General features: G+C 70.0%; 15 protein-coding genes. 14 read left to right on the top strand and 1 reads right to left on the bottom strand.

The annotated features are described in order from the left end of the window. The first annotated feature begins 30 nt into the window (after positions 1 to 30). The 9 genes from HC362_RS27755 (at position 31) to prcA (ending at position 9,405) form a co-directional block, all read left to right on the top strand. Positions 31 to 1,326, top strand: coding sequence for a site-2 protease family protein (locus HC362_RS27755; RefSeq protein WP_243086863.1), 1,296 nt, complete (start codon positions 31 to 33; stop codon positions 1,324 to 1,326). Between the two features lie 74 nt (positions 1,327 to 1,400). After that, positions 1,401 to 2,306, top strand: coding sequence for a tRNA (adenine-N1)-methyltransferase (locus HC362_RS27760; protein ID WP_209264496.1), 906 nt, complete (start codon positions 1,401 to 1,403; stop codon positions 2,304 to 2,306). 207 nt (positions 2,307 to 2,513) lie between these two features. Next, complete coding sequence (locus HC362_RS27765; protein WP_243086864.1) at positions 2,514 to 3,056, top strand: hypothetical protein; 543 nt, start codon at positions 2,514 to 2,516, stop codon at positions 3,054 to 3,056. Positions 3,057 to 3,341: 285 nt separating this feature from the next. Beyond that, positions 3,342 to 5,108, top strand: coding sequence for a proteasome ATPase (arc, locus tag HC362_RS27770; RefSeq protein WP_209264498.1), 1,767 nt, complete (start codon positions 3,342 to 3,344; stop codon positions 5,106 to 5,108). Positions 5,109 to 5,339: 231 nt separating this feature from the next. After that, entirely contained in the window at positions 5,340 to 6,851 is a 1,512-nt protein-coding gene (dop, locus tag HC362_RS27775) for a depupylase/deamidase Dop (RefSeq protein WP_279240144.1), read from the top strand. Between the two features lie 145 nt (positions 6,852 to 6,996). Beyond that, on the top strand, positions 6,997 to 7,215 hold the full coding sequence (locus HC362_RS27780) for a ubiquitin-like protein Pup (RefSeq protein ID WP_243086866.1): 219 nt from the start codon (positions 6,997 to 6,999) through the stop codon (positions 7,213 to 7,215). A gap of 120 nt (positions 7,216 to 7,335) precedes the next feature. Further along, on the top strand, positions 7,336 to 7,824 hold the full coding sequence (locus HC362_RS27785; RefSeq protein WP_347568494.1) for an endonuclease VII domain-containing protein: 489 nt from the start codon (positions 7,336 to 7,338) through the stop codon (positions 7,822 to 7,824). Continuing rightward, entirely contained in the window at positions 7,776 to 8,621 is an 846-nt protein-coding gene (gene prcB, locus HC362_RS27790; RefSeq protein ID WP_243086869.1) for a proteasome subunit beta, read from the top strand. Before HC362_RS27785 ends, prcB begins: the two co-directional genes overlap by 49 nt. A 34-nt stretch (positions 8,622 to 8,655) precedes the next feature. After that, a complete protein-coding gene (gene prcA / locus HC362_RS27795) occupies positions 8,656 to 9,405 on the top strand; it encodes a proteasome subunit alpha (RefSeq protein WP_209264501.1) in 750 nt (249 codons plus the stop codon). A gap of 26 nt (positions 9,406 to 9,431) precedes the next feature. Here prcA and HC362_RS27800 read toward each other — a convergent pair whose 3' ends face one another. Then, a complete protein-coding gene (locus tag HC362_RS27800; protein WP_243086870.1) occupies positions 9,432 to 10,526 on the bottom strand; it encodes a LacI family DNA-binding transcriptional regulator in 1,095 nt (364 codons plus the stop codon). A gap of 79 nt (positions 10,527 to 10,605) precedes the next feature. On the opposite strand from HC362_RS27800, the gene HC362_RS27805 reads away from it, so the two are divergent. The 5 genes from HC362_RS27805 (at position 10,606) to HC362_RS27825 (ending at position 16,199) form a co-directional block, all read left to right on the top strand. After that, positions 10,606 to 11,991, top strand: a complete 1,386-nt coding sequence (locus tag HC362_RS27805) for an MFS transporter (protein ID WP_243086872.1) — start codon at positions 10,606 to 10,608, stop codon at positions 11,989 to 11,991. A 15-nt stretch (positions 11,992 to 12,006) separates the two neighbouring features. Continuing rightward, positions 12,007 to 13,368, top strand: a complete 1,362-nt coding sequence (pafA, locus tag HC362_RS27810) for a Pup--protein ligase (protein WP_027737208.1) — start codon at positions 12,007 to 12,009, stop codon at positions 13,366 to 13,368. 200 nt (positions 13,369 to 13,568) lie between these two features. Further along, positions 13,569 to 14,546, top strand: coding sequence for an FKBP-type peptidyl-prolyl cis-trans isomerase (locus HC362_RS27815; protein ID WP_243086874.1), 978 nt, complete (start codon positions 13,569 to 13,571; stop codon positions 14,544 to 14,546). A gap of 58 nt (positions 14,547 to 14,604) precedes the next feature. Further along, the gene (locus HC362_RS27820; protein WP_243086876.1) at positions 14,605 to 14,979 is read left to right on the top strand and encodes an FKBP-type peptidyl-prolyl cis-trans isomerase; all 375 of its coding nucleotides are present in this window, start codon (positions 14,605 to 14,607) and stop codon (positions 14,977 to 14,979) included. Between the two features lie 122 nt (positions 14,980 to 15,101). Beyond that, entirely contained in the window at positions 15,102 to 16,199 is a 1,098-nt protein-coding gene (locus HC362_RS27825; RefSeq protein WP_243086877.1) for a WYL domain-containing protein, read from the top strand.

Genomic DNA, 16,199 nt, shown 5'->3' on the forward strand with positions numbered 1-16,199 from the left:
GGGCGCGAGGGAAGCAGCAGAGGGGAACCCGTGGCGGACGAGGACAACGACGGGAGGCCGCGGTCCGGCGGCTCCGGCCAGGGGAGCGCCCCGGGCCCCGAGGAGCCCCAGCGGCGCCGCCAGCCCCTCCCCCGCAAGCCAGTGCGTCCCGCGCCGCCCGGCGGCGGCATCCTGATGGGCCGTCCCTTCGGGGTGCCCGTCTATGTGGCACCCTCCTGGTTCCTGGTCGCCATCCTGATCACCTGGGTCTTCGGCGGCCAGCTCGACCGCGTACTGCCCCAGCTGGGTGCCGTCCGCTATCTGATCGCGCTTTTCTTCGCCGTCGCCTTCTACGCCTCCGTGCTCGTCCACGAACTCGCGCACACGGTCGCCGCGCTCCGCTTCAAGCTGCCGGTGCGCCGTATCCAGCTCCAGTTCTTCGGCGGTGTCTCGGAGATCGAGAAGGAGTCGGAGACCCCCGGCCGCGAATTCGTCCTCGCCTTCGTCGGCCCGCTGCTCTCCCTGGCCCTGGCCGGCGTCTTCTACGGGGCGATGCGCACGGTGGAGCCCCGCAGCGTCCCCGGCGTACTGCTGGCCGGGCTGATGCTCTCCAACCTCCTCGTCGCCGCCTTCAACCTGCTGCCCGGCCTCCCGCTGGACGGCGGCCGGATGCTGCGCGCCATCATCTGGAAGATCAGCGGCAAGCCGATGACCGGCACCGTCGCGGCCGCCTGGATCGGCCGGGCGCTGGCCGTCACCGTGCTGATCGGCCTCCCGCTTGCCACCCACGCGGGCGGCTTGGCGCGGGACCGCGTCAGCGGCACGGACTCCCTCACCGACGCGCTGCTCGCCGCGATCCTCGCCGCGATCATCTGGACGGGGGCGGGCAACAGCCTGCGGATGGCCCGGCTGCGCGAACGCCTCCCGCAGCTGCGAGCCCGTACGCTGACCCGGCGCGCCGTCCCCGTGGAGACGGACACCCCCCTCTCCGAGGCGCTGCGCCGGGCCAACGCGGCGGGCGCCCGCGGGCTGGTCGTCGTCGACGGCAGGGGCGACCCGCTCTCGCTGGTCCGGGAGGCCGCCATCGCCTCCGTGCCCGAGCACCGGCGCCCCTGGGTCGCGGTCAGCACCCTGGCGCAGGAGCTGAAGGACGGCATGCGGGTGCCCGCCGAGCTGGCGGGGGAGGACCTGCTGGAGTGGCTGCGGGCCACTCCGGCCACCGAGTACCTGGTGGTGGAGGAGACCGGCGAGATCTACGGGGTGCTGTCCACCGCCGATGTCGAGCGCGCGTTCGTCGAGGCCATGTCCAAGCGTCCGGACCAGGGCGGCACCAAGCCCTCCGGCTGACCCGGCGGGCCCGCCTGCCCCGCGCCCGCAACCCTCCGCGCGGCCGTGCCCCGCGGACCGGCTAGGCTGTGCGTATGTCCGAACCGACCGGTGCCGCCCGCCGTCGCGGGCCCTTCAAGGTCGGGGACCAGGTCCAGCTCACCGACCCCAAGGGACGCCACTACACGATCACCCTCGAAGAGGGAAAGAGCTTCCACACCCACAAGGGAGCCTTCCCCCACGACGAGCTGATCGGTGCGCCCGAGGGGAGTGTCGTCCGTACCACCGGAAACGTCGCCTACCTCGCGCTGCGTCCACTGCTCCCCGACTATGTCCTGTCCATGCCGCGGGGAGCCGCCGTCGTCTACCCCAAGGACGCCGGCCAGGTGCTCGCCATGGCCGACATCTTCCCCGGCGCACGCGTCGTCGAGGCGGGGGTCGGCTCCGGCTCGCTGAGCACCTTCCTGCTCCGCGCCATCGGCGACCAGGGCATGCTGCACTCCTACGAGCGCCGTGCCGACTTCGCCGACATCGCCCGGCAGAACGTGGAGCGCTACTTCGGCAGCCCGCACCCGGCCTGGACGCTCACCGTCGGTGACCTCCAGGACAACCTCAGCGACACCGACGTGGACCGCGTCATCCTCGACATGCTCGCCCCCTGGGAGTGCCTGGAGGCCGTCTCCAAGGCCCTGGTGCCCGGCGGCATCCTGTGCGCCTATGTGGCCACCACCACGCAGATGGCGCGCATGGTCGAGTCCATCCGCGAGTTCGGGACGTTCAACGAGCCGCAGGCCTGGGAGACGATGGTGCGCAACTGGCACATCGAGGGCCTCGCCGTCCGCCCCGACCATCGCATGATCGGACACACCGGTTTCCTGCTCACCGCACGCCGGCTGGCCGACGGTGTCGAGCCGCCGCTGCGCCGACGGCGCCCGGCGAAGGGCGCGTACGGGGAGGACTACACGGGTCCGGGCAGCCAGTCCGGCGGGGGCCGGGCGTAGGACTGTCCCGGGGAGGGGGCGCCCTTCTCCCCCGCGCATCCCCTGCGCGGGTCCGCGCCCTTGCACGCCCCGAACCCGGGCGCGGGGCAGCGTGGTTGAGGCGGGGCGGCCCCTCACAAGAGGGGGCCGCCGTTCCGCGCCAGTGTGACCTGTGGCACGATGCGAAGCGCTCCGCTTCCGCCTCGTCCCGCACAGGAGTCACCCCGCGTGACGGAACTGCCGCACACCCGTAGCCGCGCCCTCCACTGGCTCGCCACCGCAGCAGCCCTCGCCGCCGTGCTCGGCGGTACGGCCCTCCTCCAGCCCGCGACCGCCACCCCCGCCACCGCCCCCGGCCGGGCCCCCGACCCGGAGCGCGCCCGCTACCCGCTGGACTGCGGGCCCGCCGAAGCGGGGGTCGACGTACTCGACAAGGCCGCCGCCGACTTCGACGGCGACGGCGCGCAGGAGACCGTCGCTGTCGTCCGCTGCCAGGCGCGCGGGGGGACCCCGCCCAGTGCGGTCTTCGTGCTCACCGGAGCGCCCGGGCAGCCGCGGATCGGCGCCACCCTCGTCGAGCAGCGCGAGGGGATGTCGGTCGACGACCTCGCCGTGCGGGGCACCACCATCTCCGCCACCCTCCTCGGCTACTCCTCGGCTGATGTGCCGCGCTGCTGCCCCGACAAGCGACGCACGGTCAAGTGGGAGTGGAGCCAGGGGAAGTTCGCCCTCCGTCCAGGGCCGGTGGCGGGCGGTGGCGTCAGCGTCTGACGGGTGGCGACGGCCGCCCTCCGGCCGCCCGGCGGGAGCCGCTGCCTCGGGCCCCGCTCGGGCCGAAATAGTGCGGCCCTTGAAGGGTGTTGAACGCCTCGGCACCGCAACCGGTCACATACCCGTCGCTTTCAGATGGTTGTGGGTGGGTATTCCCAGTCCTGAGGGAGTGCGCAAGGGTGAAGATCGGACACACCCCGACCGTCTTTGTGATCTAGGGGTTTCAACCCGCACCGGCCCAGGTAGGGTCGAAGCGTCCAGCTCCCCCTGGAGGAGGTGAGGACCGTGGCAGCCCACGACGACGACACCAACCGCGGCATCCGGCCCGGTCGGGGTTCCGAAGACCCGTCCGGCCAGATTGCCTACCTTGAGCAGGAAATCGCCGTCCTGCGCCGCAAGCTCGCCGACTCTCCGCGGCACACTCGTATTCTCGAGGAGCGGATCGTCGAGCTGCAGACCAACCTGGCCGGTGTGTCCGCCCAGAACGAGCGGCTCTCCAACACGCTCCGCGAGGCGCGTGACCAGATCGTGGCCCTCAAGGAAGAGGTCGACAGGCTCGCCCAGCCGCCGGCCGGCTTCGGCGTCTTCCTGCAGGCCAACGAGGACGACACGGCCGACATCTTCACCGGCGGCCGCAAGCTGCGGGTGAACGTGAGCCCCAATGTCGACCTGCAGTCGCTCCAGCGCGGCCAGGAGGTCATGCTGAACGAAGCGCTCAACGTGGTCGAGGCCATGGAGTTCGAGCGCGCGGGTGACATCGTCACCCTCAAGGAAGTACTCGACGACGGAGAGCGAGCGCTGGTCGTCGGCCACACCGACGAGGAGCGCGTCGTACGCCTCGCCGAGCCGCTGCTGGGCACCACGCTGCGGGCCGGGGACGCCCTGCTGCTGGAGAGCCGCTCCGGCTACGTCTTCGAGGTCGTGCCCAAGAGCGAGGTCGAGGAACTGGTCCTCGAAGAGGTCCCCGACATCGACTACACCAAGATCGGCGGCCTCGGCGGACAGATCGAGCAGATCAGAGACGCCGTCGAGCTCCCGTACCTGTACCCGGACCTCTTCCGGGAGCACGAACTGCGCCCGCCCAAGGGTGTCCTGCTCTACGGCCCGCCCGGCTGCGGCAAGACACTGATCGCCAAGGCGGTGGCCAACTCGCTGGCCAAGAAGGTCGCCGAGGTGACCGGCAAGCCGCAGGGGAAGAGCTACTTCCTCAACATCAAGGGCCCCGAGCTGCTCAACAAGTACGTGGGTGAGACCGAGCGCCACATCCGGCTCGTCTTCCAGCGGGCCCGGGAGAAGGCCAGTGAGGGCACGCCCGTGATCGTCTTCTTCGACGAGATGGACTCCCTCTTCCGCACCCGCGGCTCGGGCGTAAGCTCGGACGTGGAGAACACCATCGTCCCGCAGCTGCTCTCCGAGATCGACGGTGTGGAGGGCCTGGAGAACGTCATCGTCATCGGTGCCTCGAACCGCGAGGACATGATCGACCCGGCGATCCTGCGCCCCGGCCGGCTGGACGTGAAGATCAAGATCGAGCGTCCGGACGCCGAGGCCGCCAAGGACATCTTCTCCAAGTACCTCACGCCGAACCTGCCGCTCCACGCGGACGACGTCGCGGAGCACGGCGGCAATGTGGAGGCCGCCTGCGACGCCATGATCCAGTCGGTCGTCGAGCAGATGTACGCGGAGTCGGAGGAGAACCGCTTCCTCGAGGTGACCTACGCCAACGGGGACAAGGAAGTCCTCTACTTCAAGGACTTCAACTCCGGCGCCATGATCGAGAACATCGTCGGCCGGGCCAAGAAGATGGCCATCAAGGCGTACCTGGACCACAACCAGAAGGGTCTGCGCGTCTCCCATCTCCTGTCGGCCTGTGTGGACGAGTTCAAGGAGAACGAGGACCTGCCCAACACCACCAACCCGGACGACTGGGCCCGCATCTCCGGCAAGAAGGGCGAGCGGATCGTATACATCCGCACCCTCGTCACCGGAAAGCAGGGTGCGGACACCGGCCGCTCCATCGACACCGTCGCCAACACGGGTCAGTACCTGTAACGAGGATCGAGTCCGGCTGCGGGACCCCGGGCGGGGCACCCGCAGCCGGATTGTTTCCCGGAGCACCAAGGAAGTCCGCAGAGTGATCTCCCCACTCCAGTGCGTGCGGCATAGGCTCTTCCCTACCGCCGCGAAGCGCAGTGCGCAGGAGGGGGCCGCACACGGGACGGATGCGCAGCGGGACTTGGACGGTGGTCCACCGGCGGGCCGCCGTCAGGCAAGGAGGGAAGCGTGACCGTACGGCGCGTAATGGGCATCGAGACCGAGTACGGCATCTCCGTGCCCGGTCACCCCAACGCCAATGCCATGCTCACCTCGTCCCAGGTCGTCAACGCCTACGCGGCGGCGATGCACCGGGCGCGCCGCGCCCGCTGGGACTTCGAGGAGGAGAACCCGCTGCGGGACGCCCGCGGCTTCGACCTGGCACGCGAGTCGGCCGACGCCAGCCAGCTGACGGACGAGGACATCGGCCTGGCCAACGTCATCCTCACCAACGGAGCCCGGCTCTACGTCGATCACGCACACCCCGAGTACAGCGCGCCCGAGGTCACCAACCCCCGGGACGCGGTGCTGTGGGACAAGGCGGGCGAGCGGATCATGGCGGAGGCCGCCGAGCGCGCGGCCGAGGTGCCCGGCACCAGCCCGATCCACCTCTACAAGAACAACACCGACAACAAGGGCGCCTCCTACGGCACGCACGAGAACTATCTGATGAAGCGGGAGACCCCCTTCTCGGACATCGTGCGGCACCTGACGCCCTTCTTCGTCTCCCGGCAGGTCGTGTGCGGCGCCGGACGGGTGGGGCTGGGCCAGGACGGCAGCGAGCACGGCTTCCAGCTCAGCCAGCGGGCCGACTACTTCGAGGTCGAGGTCGGGCTGGAGACGACGCTCAAACGGCCCATCATCAACACCAGGGACGAGCCGCACGCGGACGCCGAGAAATACCGGCGGCTCCACGTGATCATCGGGGACGCCAACCTCTCGGAGGTCTCGACCTACCTCAAACTGGGCACCACCTCGCTGGTGCTGTCCATGATCGAGGACGGCTTCATCGCCGTCGACCTCGCCGTCGACCAGCCGGTCCGCACTCTGCACCAGGTCTCCCACGACCCGACACTCGAACGGCTGATCACTCTCCGCAACGGCCGCACCCTCACGGCGGTACAGCTCCAGATGGAGTACTACGAGCTGGCCCGCAAGTACGTGGAGGAGCGCTGGGGCGCCGACGCCGACGACCAGACCCGGGACGTGCTGGCCCGCTGGGAGGACGTGCTGGGCCGGCTGGAGCGCGACCCCATGAGCCTGGCCGGCGAACTGGACTGGGTCGCCAAACGGGAGCTGATGGAGGGCTACCGCCGCCGCGACCAGCTCGACTGGGACGCCCCCAGGCTGCACCTGGTGGACCTCCAGTACGCGGACGTACGCCCCGACAAGGGCCTCTACAACCGGCTGGTCTCCCGTGGGAGCATGCAGCGGCTGCTGTCCGAGGCGGAGGTCAAGGAGGCCACCTTCAAGCCTCCGGAGGACACCCGGGCCTACTTCCGTGGCCGCTGCTTGGAGCAGTACGCCGACGACGTGGCGGCCGCGTCCTGGGACTCGGTCATCTTCGACCTGCCCGGCCGTGACTCTCTGCAACGGGTCCCCACCCTGGAGCCGCTGCGGGGTACCCGTAACCACGTCAAGGAGCTGCTCGACCGCTGCCGCACCGCGGAAGAGCTGGTGAAGGTGCTTTCGGGCGGCTGAATCGCGGCTATTCGGTCCCCGGTCCGGGAATCATCGAGGTGGTTGCCGGACGTTGTAACAACGAAGGAGCCGATGTCAGTCCCGGCTTGTAGGGTCTGATCTTGTACGTTCCGCGTACACCACCGAACCGAGCGGGGTGAGGGAAATGGCGACCAAGGACACCGGCGGCGGACAGCAGAAGTCCACGCGCCACACCGAGGAGACCGAGGAGCAGACCGAGGACGCGCAGGTCTCCGAGGACCTCAAGGAGCGCCAGGAGGCGCTCTCGGACGACGTGGACTCGGTGCTGGACGAGATCGACGACGTGCTCGAGGAAAATGCGGAGGACTTCGTTCGGAGTTTCGTGCAAAAGGGTGGACAGTGAGTAATGTCCGTTTCGTTCAGCAAGAAGCACTGTCGCAAATGTGACAGGATGCTTCCGCTGGCGTCCTTTACTGCGAATCGGAAACGCCGTGACGGGCTCCAGCCGTATTGCCGGAAGTGCGTGGCGGAATATTCCGCCACGCACTATCGGCGGCGCCGTGAGGCCATGGGGAAGAAGGTGCGGGAAAAGGTGCTGGTTCCCGCTGGCCACAAGCTTTGCCGCGTTTGCGACAAAATCAAACCGCACTCCGAGTGGCACCGGAACGCCACGGCCTCTGACGGCCTCTCGACGCGCTGCAAAGCGTGCCGGGCTTTGCAGGGGCGGGCGGGGCATCTCAAGCGCCAGTACGGCATGACTGTCGAGGAGCGGCAAAAGCTGGTCGACGGACAGTTCGGGATCTGTCCCATCTGCCTGAAGCCGGACCCCGAGCACGTTGATCACGATCATGCTACGGGTAAGGTTCGAGGCGTACTGTGCTTCAACTGCAACTCGGCAATTGGCAAGTTGCGGGATGACCCCAATGCCATGCGCCGGGCTATTGCCTACGTGGAAGGAAACGTGTGGAAGCCGAAATTGGTAGCACCGGGCGTCTACCGGCTGCCTTCCTGACGCCGGGATCGTCCTCCTTCATGGATTTTCTGTCAGCTCACGCCCCCGAGCAGCTGCCGGGCAATCGGCCGCTGCCCCCCGTGGAGGGTGCCGTGCAGGCGCCGCACGGGACCACGATCGTGGCCGCGACCTTCGCCGGCGGCGTGGTGCTCGCCGGGGACAGGCGGGCGACGATGGGCAATGTCATCGCGCAGCGGGACATCGAGAAGGTCTTTCCCGCCGACGAGCACTCCGCCGTGGGGATCGCGGGCACCGCGGGCCTGGCGGTGGAGATGGTGAAGCTGTTCCAGCTCGAGCTGGAGCACTTCGAGAAGGTGGAGGGGTCCACGCTCTCCCTGGAGGGCAAGGCGAACCGCCTCTCCACGATGATCCGCAGCAATCTGGGCATGGCGATGCAGGGGCTGGCCGTGGTGCCGCTGTTCGCCGGGTACGACCTGGACCGCGGCAAGGGCCGCATCTTCTCCTACGACGTGACCGGTGGCCGTTCCGAGGAGCAGGGCTTCGCCGGAGTCGGCTCCGGCTCGGTCTTCGCGCGCGGCTCGCTCAAGAAGCTCTACCGCGACGAGATGACCGAGGAGCAGGCCGCCACGGTGGTCCTCCAGGCGCTCTACGACGCCGCGGACGACGACTCGGCCACCGGCGGCCCGGATATGACGCGCCGTATCTACCCGGTCGTGGTGGCGATCACCGAGGACGGCTACCGCAGGCTGAGCGAGGAGGAGGTCTCCGGGCTGGCGCAGACGGTGTACGACGGCCGTCTCCGGCTGCCCAACGGGCCGCAGGCCCCCGTCTCCTAGAGCACTCATTCGGACAGGAAGGGACGGATAGCCGGTGTCGACGCCGTTCTATGTGTCACCCCAGCAGGCAATGGCGGACCGCGCCGAGTACGCCCGCAAGGGCATCGCGCGCGGGCGCAGCGTGGTCGTGTTGCAGTACGCGGACGGCATCGTTTTCGTCGCCGAGAACCCCTCTCGGGCACTGCACAAGGTCAGCGAGATCTACGACCGGATCGCCTTCGCCGCGGTCGGCAAGTACAACGAGTTCGAGAATCTGCGGATCGGCGGTGTCCGCTACGCCGACCTGCGCGGCTACACCTACGACCGCGAGGACGTCACCGCGCGCGGTCTGGCCAATGTCTACGCCCAGACGCTGGGCACCATCTTCTCGGCGAACGCGGAGAAGCCCTATGAGGTGGAGCTGATCGTCGCCGAGGTGGGCCCGGCCCCCGAGGACGACCAGATCTACCGGCTGCCGCACGACGGTTCGATCGTGGACGAGCACGGCTCGGTCGCCGTCGGTGGCAACTCCGACCAGATCGGCAGCTACATGGACCAGCGGCACCGGGAGGGAATGTCGCTGGGCGAAGCGCTCAAGCTCGCCGTCGAAGCGCTCAAGCGGGACAGCAACGGCAGTGAACGGACGCTGACCGCGGAGCAGTTGGAGGTGGCCGTGCTCGACCGTTCGCGCCCCCAGCGCCGCAAGTTCAAGCGCGTGCCCGCCGGTCAGGTGGCCCGCCTCCTGGAGGAGACCCCGGCGCCGGAGAGCACGGAGGACGAGAGCGAGGGCGGCGAGGAGAAGTAGGGCCCGGCCCGGTTTCCCGCGCCCCGTCAGGGGCGCGGGAGGCCGCCGGACGGGGAGGGCCCGGTCGACCCCCGCACCACCAGCTGTACCGGCAGCCGGGCCGGTTCCACCTGCTGACCGTCCAGTACGGCCAGCAGTGCCCGCATGCCCGCGGCCCCCACCCGCTCGGCGGGCAGTCGTACGGTCGTCAACTCCGGCTCCACGGCGGTGGCCAGCGCGACGTCGTCGATCCCGGTCACCGACACATCCTCCGGCACCCGCAGCCCGAGCCGCCGCGCCGCCTTCAGCGCGCCGACCGCCAGCAGGTCGTCGTCGCACATGAGTGCGGTCGGCGGGCCTTCGGCGGTGTCAGCGGCGTGCGGCCCGTATGCCGCCGTCAGCACCTGGGTGGCCGCCTCCAGGCCCCCCGCGACACTCAGTGGCCCGCGCGCGGCGCCCACCAGTGTGGCTCCGCCGGCGTGCAGCTCCTCCTCCAGCGCCCGGGCCCGCACCTCGAAGGTCCAGGAGTCCACATCGGCCGCGATATGGGCGATCCGGCGGTGGCCCATGTCCCGCAGGTGGGCCACGACTTGCCGGATGCCGTCGGCGAGATCGACGTTGACGGTGGCGTCGCAGGCGCCCTCGTCGCTGTCCAGCATCACCAGCGGCAGTCCCTCGCCGCGCAGCGCCGTGAGGGCTTCCGGGGCCATCGAGGAGGCGATGACGCCGTCGAGCGCGGTACGTGCCGAGGCGAACGGGTCGGGGGCCGCGTCGATGCCTTCGGGTGAGGGGTAGAGGACGAGCCCGAAGTCGTGCGCGCCCGCGACCTCGGCGGCTCCCCGGTGCACGGTGGCGAAGAAGTCGTTGGTGAGCGCGGGCACGACCAGCAGTGCCGTGCGGGTGCGGCCGAGCCGCAGGGTGCGGGCAGCCAGGTTGGGCCGGTAGCCGAGCTCGCGGGCTGCGGTGCGGACGGCCTCGGCGGTGCGCGCGGAGACCCGGCCCTCCCATTTGCCGCCGAGTACGAGCGAGACGGTGGCCTGGGAGACGCCCGCCGCGCCGGCCACGTCATGGCCGGTGGGCCTGGAGCGGCCGCGGGACCGGGTGCCATGGTCCCCGGCGGCCGGTGCGTGTCGTCCTGGCACGGAAAAACTCCTTCACCGCTGCTGCCCTGGCATGGTACGTATGGTCGTCCAGTTATACGTAAAACGAGAGGGGTGGCGGATGGGGACGGGCTACGCCGAGCTGCTGCGGGCCAGACACGCGATGCGCCTGCTGGCAGGGACCCTGCTGGGCAGACTGCCGAACGCCACGGGGCCGATCGCCATTGCGCTGTTCATCCGCGCCGAGGGCGGCAGCATGGCGGTCGCCGGGGCCCTCTCGGCGATGTACGGGCTGGCCACCGCGTTCGGCCAGCCGATGCTCGGCCGCCTGGTGGACCTGTACGGACAGCCGCGGGTGATGCTGCCCGCCGCGGTGGTCTCCGCGGCAGGCGCGGCCACGCTGGCGCTCGCGGGTATCGGCTCGCTGCCGCTGGCCTACGCCTGTGTGCTGGTCTTCGGACTGTTCACCCCGCCGCTGGAAGGCGGGCTGCGGGCGCTGTGGCCCAGCGTGCTGCGGCGCGAGGAGCAGGTGCACAGCGCCTACGCACTGGACGCGGTAGCCCAGGAGGTGATGTTCGCGGCCGGGCCGCTGCTGGTGACGCTGCTGGTCGCCGGGTGGAGCGAGGCCGCGGCGCTGCTCGTGGTCAACGCGCTGGGGGTGCTCGGCGCCCTCTCGGTTGTCGTCTCGCCCCCGTCGCGCCGCTGGCGCTCCTCGCCCCGCAAGCCGCACTGGCTGGGCGCGCTGCGCTCGTCCGGGCTGAAGACCCTGCTGGCCTCGTTCTTCTTCGTGGGCCTGGCGCTGGGCACCTTCGCGCTGGCCGCCGTCTCCTACGCCGACGACCACCACGACAAGCTGATCTCCACCTATCTGCTGGCGGCCCAGGGGGCGGGAGCGCTGGTGGGCGGGGTCGGCTACGGAGCGCGGGGCTGGCCGGGCAGCCACGAGGGGCGGCTGCGGGTGCTGGTGGGCCTGTTCGCGGCCGGAAACCTGCCGCTGGCCCTGGTGCCCGGCATCCCGGTGATGGTGGTCCTCGGCGGCCTCTCAGGGCTCTTCCTGGCCCCGGCGCTGGCCTGCGCCTTCGTCGTGGTGGACCGGCACGCTCCGTCGGGTACGGTGACCGAGGCGTTCTCCTGGCTGGTCACCACGTTCGGGGTGGGCGCCGCTGCGGGGACGGCCGCGGTGGGCTCGGTCATCGAGTGGGGCGGCACCGGGACGGGCTTCGGCCTGGCCGGGGCCGGCGGGCTGGCGGCGCTGGCCGTCATCGTGGCGGCGCGCCGCTTCCTGGAGCCTCCCGACGGCTCAGGGCACGGCGGGGTGGTCGCGGGCTCGGTCCCCCCTTCAGGGGCGGTGGCCGGATCCGCGCCCGCCGGTGCGGTGCCCGCGGGCGGCGAGGAGGGGCCCCGGCCGGGCCTTCCGCAGACCGGAACCGAACGCCAGGGGCGTCCCCCAGGTGCGGAAACCGATCCGAACCCCTGCCCCGAACCCGGTTTCAGATCCTCCACGTAGGCGTACTGTTCAGTCATGGACCGCCGAATCTTCGGGCTGGAGAACGAGTACGGCGTCACATGTACGTTCCGGGGCCAGCGCCGGCTGTCCCCCGACGAGGTGGCGCGGTACCTCTTCCGCCGTGTTGTGTCATGGGGCCGCAGCAGCAATGTGTTTCTGCGGAACGGCGCGCGCCTCTATCTGGACGTGGGCTCACATCCGGAGTACGCCACTCCGGAGTGTGACAGCGTGACCGAGCTGGTCACGCACGACAAGTCGGGCGAGCGCATCCTCGAGGGCCTGCTGGTCGACGCGGAACGCCGCCTGCACGAGGAGGGCATCGCGGGCGACGTCTACCTCTTCAAGAACAACACCGACTCGGCCGGCAACTCCTACGGCTGCCATGAGAACTATCTGGTGGCCCGGCACGGGGAGTTCTCCCGGCTGGCGGACGTCCTCATCCCGTTCCTGGTGACGCGGCAGCTCGTGTGCGGCGCGGGCAAGGTGCTGCAGACCCCGCGCGGGGCCGTCTACTGCGTCAGCCAGCGTGCCGAGCACATCTGGGAAGGCGTCAGCTCGGCCACGACCCGCTCCCGCCCCATCATCAACACCCGTGACGAGCCGCACGCGGACGCTGAGCGGTACCGCAGGCTGCACGTCATCGTCGGCGACTCCAACATGTCGGAGACGACGATGCTGCTCAAGGTCGGCGCCACCGACCTGGTGCTGCGCATGATCGAGGCCGGCACGGTGATGCGGGACCTCACGCTGGAGAACCCGATCCGGGCGATCCGCGAGGTCAGCCACGACATCACGGGCCAGCGCAAGGTACGGCTGGCCAGCGGACGGGAGGCGTCCGCGCTGGAGGTCCAGCAGGAGTACTTCGACAAGGCGCTGGACTTCTGCGACCGGCGCGGCATCCGTACCGGCCGGGTCGAGCAGGTCCTGGAGCTGTGGGGCCGCGCCTTGGAGGCGGTCCGCACCCAGGAGCTGGACAAGATCAACACCGAGATCGACTGGGTGATGAAGTACCAGCTCATCGAGCGGTACCGGAACAAGCACAACATCACGATGTCGCACCCCAGGATCGCCCAGATAGACCTCGCCTACCACGACATCCACCGCCGCCGGGGCCTCTACTACCTCCTGGAGCGCAGCGGCAAGGCTGCCCGGATCTGCAACGACGTGAAGATTTTCGAGGGCAAGTCGGTGCCGCCGCAGACGACCCGGGCCCGGCTGCGCGGCGACTTCATCCGCCGCGCGCAGGAGCAGCGCCGGGACTTCACCGTCGACTGGGTGCACCTCAAGCTGAACGACCAGGCGCAGCGCACGGTGCTGTGCAAGGACCCGTTCCGCTCGGTGGACGAGAGGGTGGAGAAACTGATCGCGGGGATGTGACGGTCCTACAGACGCGCTGAGGTCGCGTCATGGATGCTGTGCGGAGGGCGGCCCGGGCTTCCGGGGCGCCCTCCGCAGCTTGCGTCAGCGTGAGTTGACCGGCGCCGGGCGGCTTCCGTGTCGTGCGCGACGGGCCTCTCGTTGCCGGGTCGTAGGCTGTCAGGACTGCAGGACCATCCCTATACCCGCGAGTGGGACACATGTTGTATTTCTCCGGGGGCTCGTCCCCCCGCACCCCCCGAGCCCTTCGGACGCCGCGCAGGAACAGTGCGCGCCGTATCGCAGCCCTGCTGACCGTGCCGCTGCTGGCCGTCTCGGCGGCGGGCTGCGGCAGTGACGACGGGAAGGGTGCCCCACCGGCGGTGAGCGGCTCCTGGGGCAAGAAGCCCAAGATCGAGAAGGGCGAGGGGGACCCGCCCTCCGAGCTCAAGACCAAGGTGCTCAAGAGCGGCAACGGGCAGAAGGTGCGCAAGGGCGACGCGGTCAGCGCCCAGTACGTGGGTCAGCTGTGGAACGGCAAGGAGTTCGACAGCAGCTGGAAGCGGAAGATGCCGGCGACCTTCCAGATCGGCACCGGAAAGGTCATCAAGGGCTGGGACGAGGCGCTGGTCGGCAAGAAGACCGGCAGCCGGATCGAGATCGTCGCTCCGCCGGACAAGGGATACGGCAAGAAGGGGCAGCCGCCGACGATTCCCGGCAACTCCACGCTGGTCTTCGTGGTGGACCTGGAGAAGATCGCCCCGAGCAAGATCGACGGCAAGCCGGTGGACAAGCCGCAGAACCCGCAGCTGCCCGAGGTGAGCACCAAGGTCGAGAAGGACAAGGCCCCGTCGATGCAGATGCCCAAGGGCAAGGAGACGGCGCCCGACAAGCTGATCAGCGAGACCATCGTGCAGGGCGAGGGCAAGAAGAAGGTCGAAGCGGACAGCACCATCCTGACGCACTTCACCGCCAAGACGTGGAAGGGCGGCAAGCAGTTGGACGACACCTGGGCGCAGAACGGGGCGCCGCAGGACATCCCCGTCGCCCAGATCCCCGGCTGGAAGGAAGGGCTGAAGGGGGTCAAGGCCGGCAGCCGTGTGGTGATCTCGGTACCGCAGAGCGAGTTCCCCAAGCAGCAGCGGAAGCAGTTCAAGGACGGGGTCGTCTTCTCGGTGGACGTGCTCGACGTGAAGTGACCGCGTCCGTGGCAGACTGGCGCGGTTGTCCCGCAGATACGTTCGTAGGAGCAATTTCGTGAGCATCGACAAGCCCGAGGTCGACTTCCCCGACGGCGAGCCGCCGTCCGACCTGGAGATCCAGGACCTGTGGGAGGGGGAAGGCGCCGAGGCCAAGGCCGGGGACAATGTCTCCGTGCACTACGTGGGCGTCTCCTTCTCCACCGGTGAGGAGTTCGACGCGAGCTGGAACCGCGGCAAGCCGCTCCAGTTCCAGCTCGGCGCCGGCCAGGTCATCGAGGGCTGGGACAAGGGCGTCCAGGGCATGAAGGTCGGCGGCCGGCGCCGGCTGACCATCCCGCCGCACCTCGCCTACGGGGAGCACGGCGCGGGCGGCGGCCGGATCAAGCCCAACGAGACGCTGATCTTCGTCTGCGACCTCGTCGCGGTCTGACGGCCGCATATCACACCGAACGGGAGCCCCGCCTACCGCGGGGCTCCCGGCTTTTGCCTCTCGCCGCGCCGACGGTACGGTCGAGGGCCCAGAACAGCATGAGAGAGGGCACGAGGGAACCCATGGCGATTGCCAAGGCCGAGCGGCTGATGAATCTGGCGCTGTGCCTGCTGGGGGCCCGCCGCCCACTCACCAAGCGTGAGCTGCGGGCCTCGATCGAGGCCTATGTCGAGGCGTACGGCTCGGGGGAGGCAGCGGCCTACGGCTCGGGGGAGACCGCGAATCCGGCCTACGGCCTTGGAGAGGCAGCGGTCCACGGCCCTGGAGGCGCCGGCGCTGCCTTCGGCCGGAGCGAGGGAGCCGCCGGGACCGAGGAGTCCTTCAGCCGGATGTTCGAGCGCGACAAGGACGACCTGCGCGAGCTCGGCCTTGTCATCGACACCGTCGAGAACCTCGACGGGGAGACCGCCTACGTCGCCCGCCGCGACAGCAACCGCCTCCCACCCGTCACGCTGGACGCCGCCGAGGCCACCGCGCTGGGGCTGGCGGCCCGCGTCTGGCAGCAGGCCCGGCTGGCCGCGGCGGCCAGCGGCGCGCTGCAGAAACTGCACGCGGCCGGCGGTATGCCCCCCGGCGCCATCCCGGAGCAGGGCGGGGAGCGCCAGCTCAGCACCCTGGAGCCGCACATCCCGGCGCGCGAGGCCGCGTTCGAGCCGCTGATGCTGGCCTGCCGGGACCGCCGCCCGGTGGCCTTCGACTACCGCAAGTCCAACGCGGCACACTCCGAGAAGCGGCACGTCGAGCCCTGGACACTGGAGTGCTGGCGCGGTCACTGGTACCTGGCGGGCTGGGACCGGGAGCGGCAGGCCGAGCGGGTCTTCCGGCTCTCGCGGATCACCGGGCCCGTCCGCTCCCGCGCGGCTGCCTTCACCGTGCCGGTACCCGATCAGGTGACGGTGCGCGAGACCGTGGAGCGCTGGGCCGGCGAGGGCGCCACGAGCACCGCGCGGATCAGGCTGCGCGCCGGCGCCGGCTATCCGCTGCGGGCACGGGCGCTGCACACCAGGGAACTCGGTGACGGGTGGGACGAGTTGGAGATTCCGTACGGGCACGGTCTGGACGCCTGGCTGGTGGAGTTCGGCCCGGACGTCGTCGTGCTGGAGCCCGCCGAACTGCGCGCCGACGTCATCGAGCGGCTGCGTGCCGTGGCACAGGGCTGA

It is taken from the genome of Streptomyces sp. 891-h, assembly GCF_022760275.1.
Lineage (GTDB): Bacteria > Actinomycetota > Actinomycetes > Streptomycetales > Streptomycetaceae > Streptomyces > Streptomyces spirodelae.

Excerpts from the sequence above, each read along its gene's own strand:
- HC362_RS27760 (WP_209264496.1), top strand. The coding sequence starts at position 1,401 with ATGTCCGAACCGACCGGTGCCGCCCGCCGTCGCGGGCCCTTCAAGGTC.
- HC362_RS27780 (WP_243086866.1), top strand. The coding sequence starts at position 6,997 with ATGGCGACCAAGGACACCGGCGGCGGACAGCAGAAGTCCACGCGCCAC.
- HC362_RS27805 (WP_243086872.1), top strand. The coding sequence starts at position 10,606 with ATGGGGACGGGCTACGCCGAGCTGCTGCGGGCCAGACACGCGATGCGC.
- pafA (WP_027737208.1), top strand. The coding sequence starts at position 12,007 with ATGGACCGCCGAATCTTCGGGCTGGAGAACGAGTACGGCGTCACATGT.
- HC362_RS27815 (WP_243086874.1), top strand. The coding sequence starts at position 13,569 with ATGTTGTATTTCTCCGGGGGCTCGTCCCCCCGCACCCCCCGAGCCCTT.
- HC362_RS27825 (WP_243086877.1), top strand. The coding sequence starts at position 15,102 with ATGGCGATTGCCAAGGCCGAGCGGCTGATGAATCTGGCGCTGTGCCTG.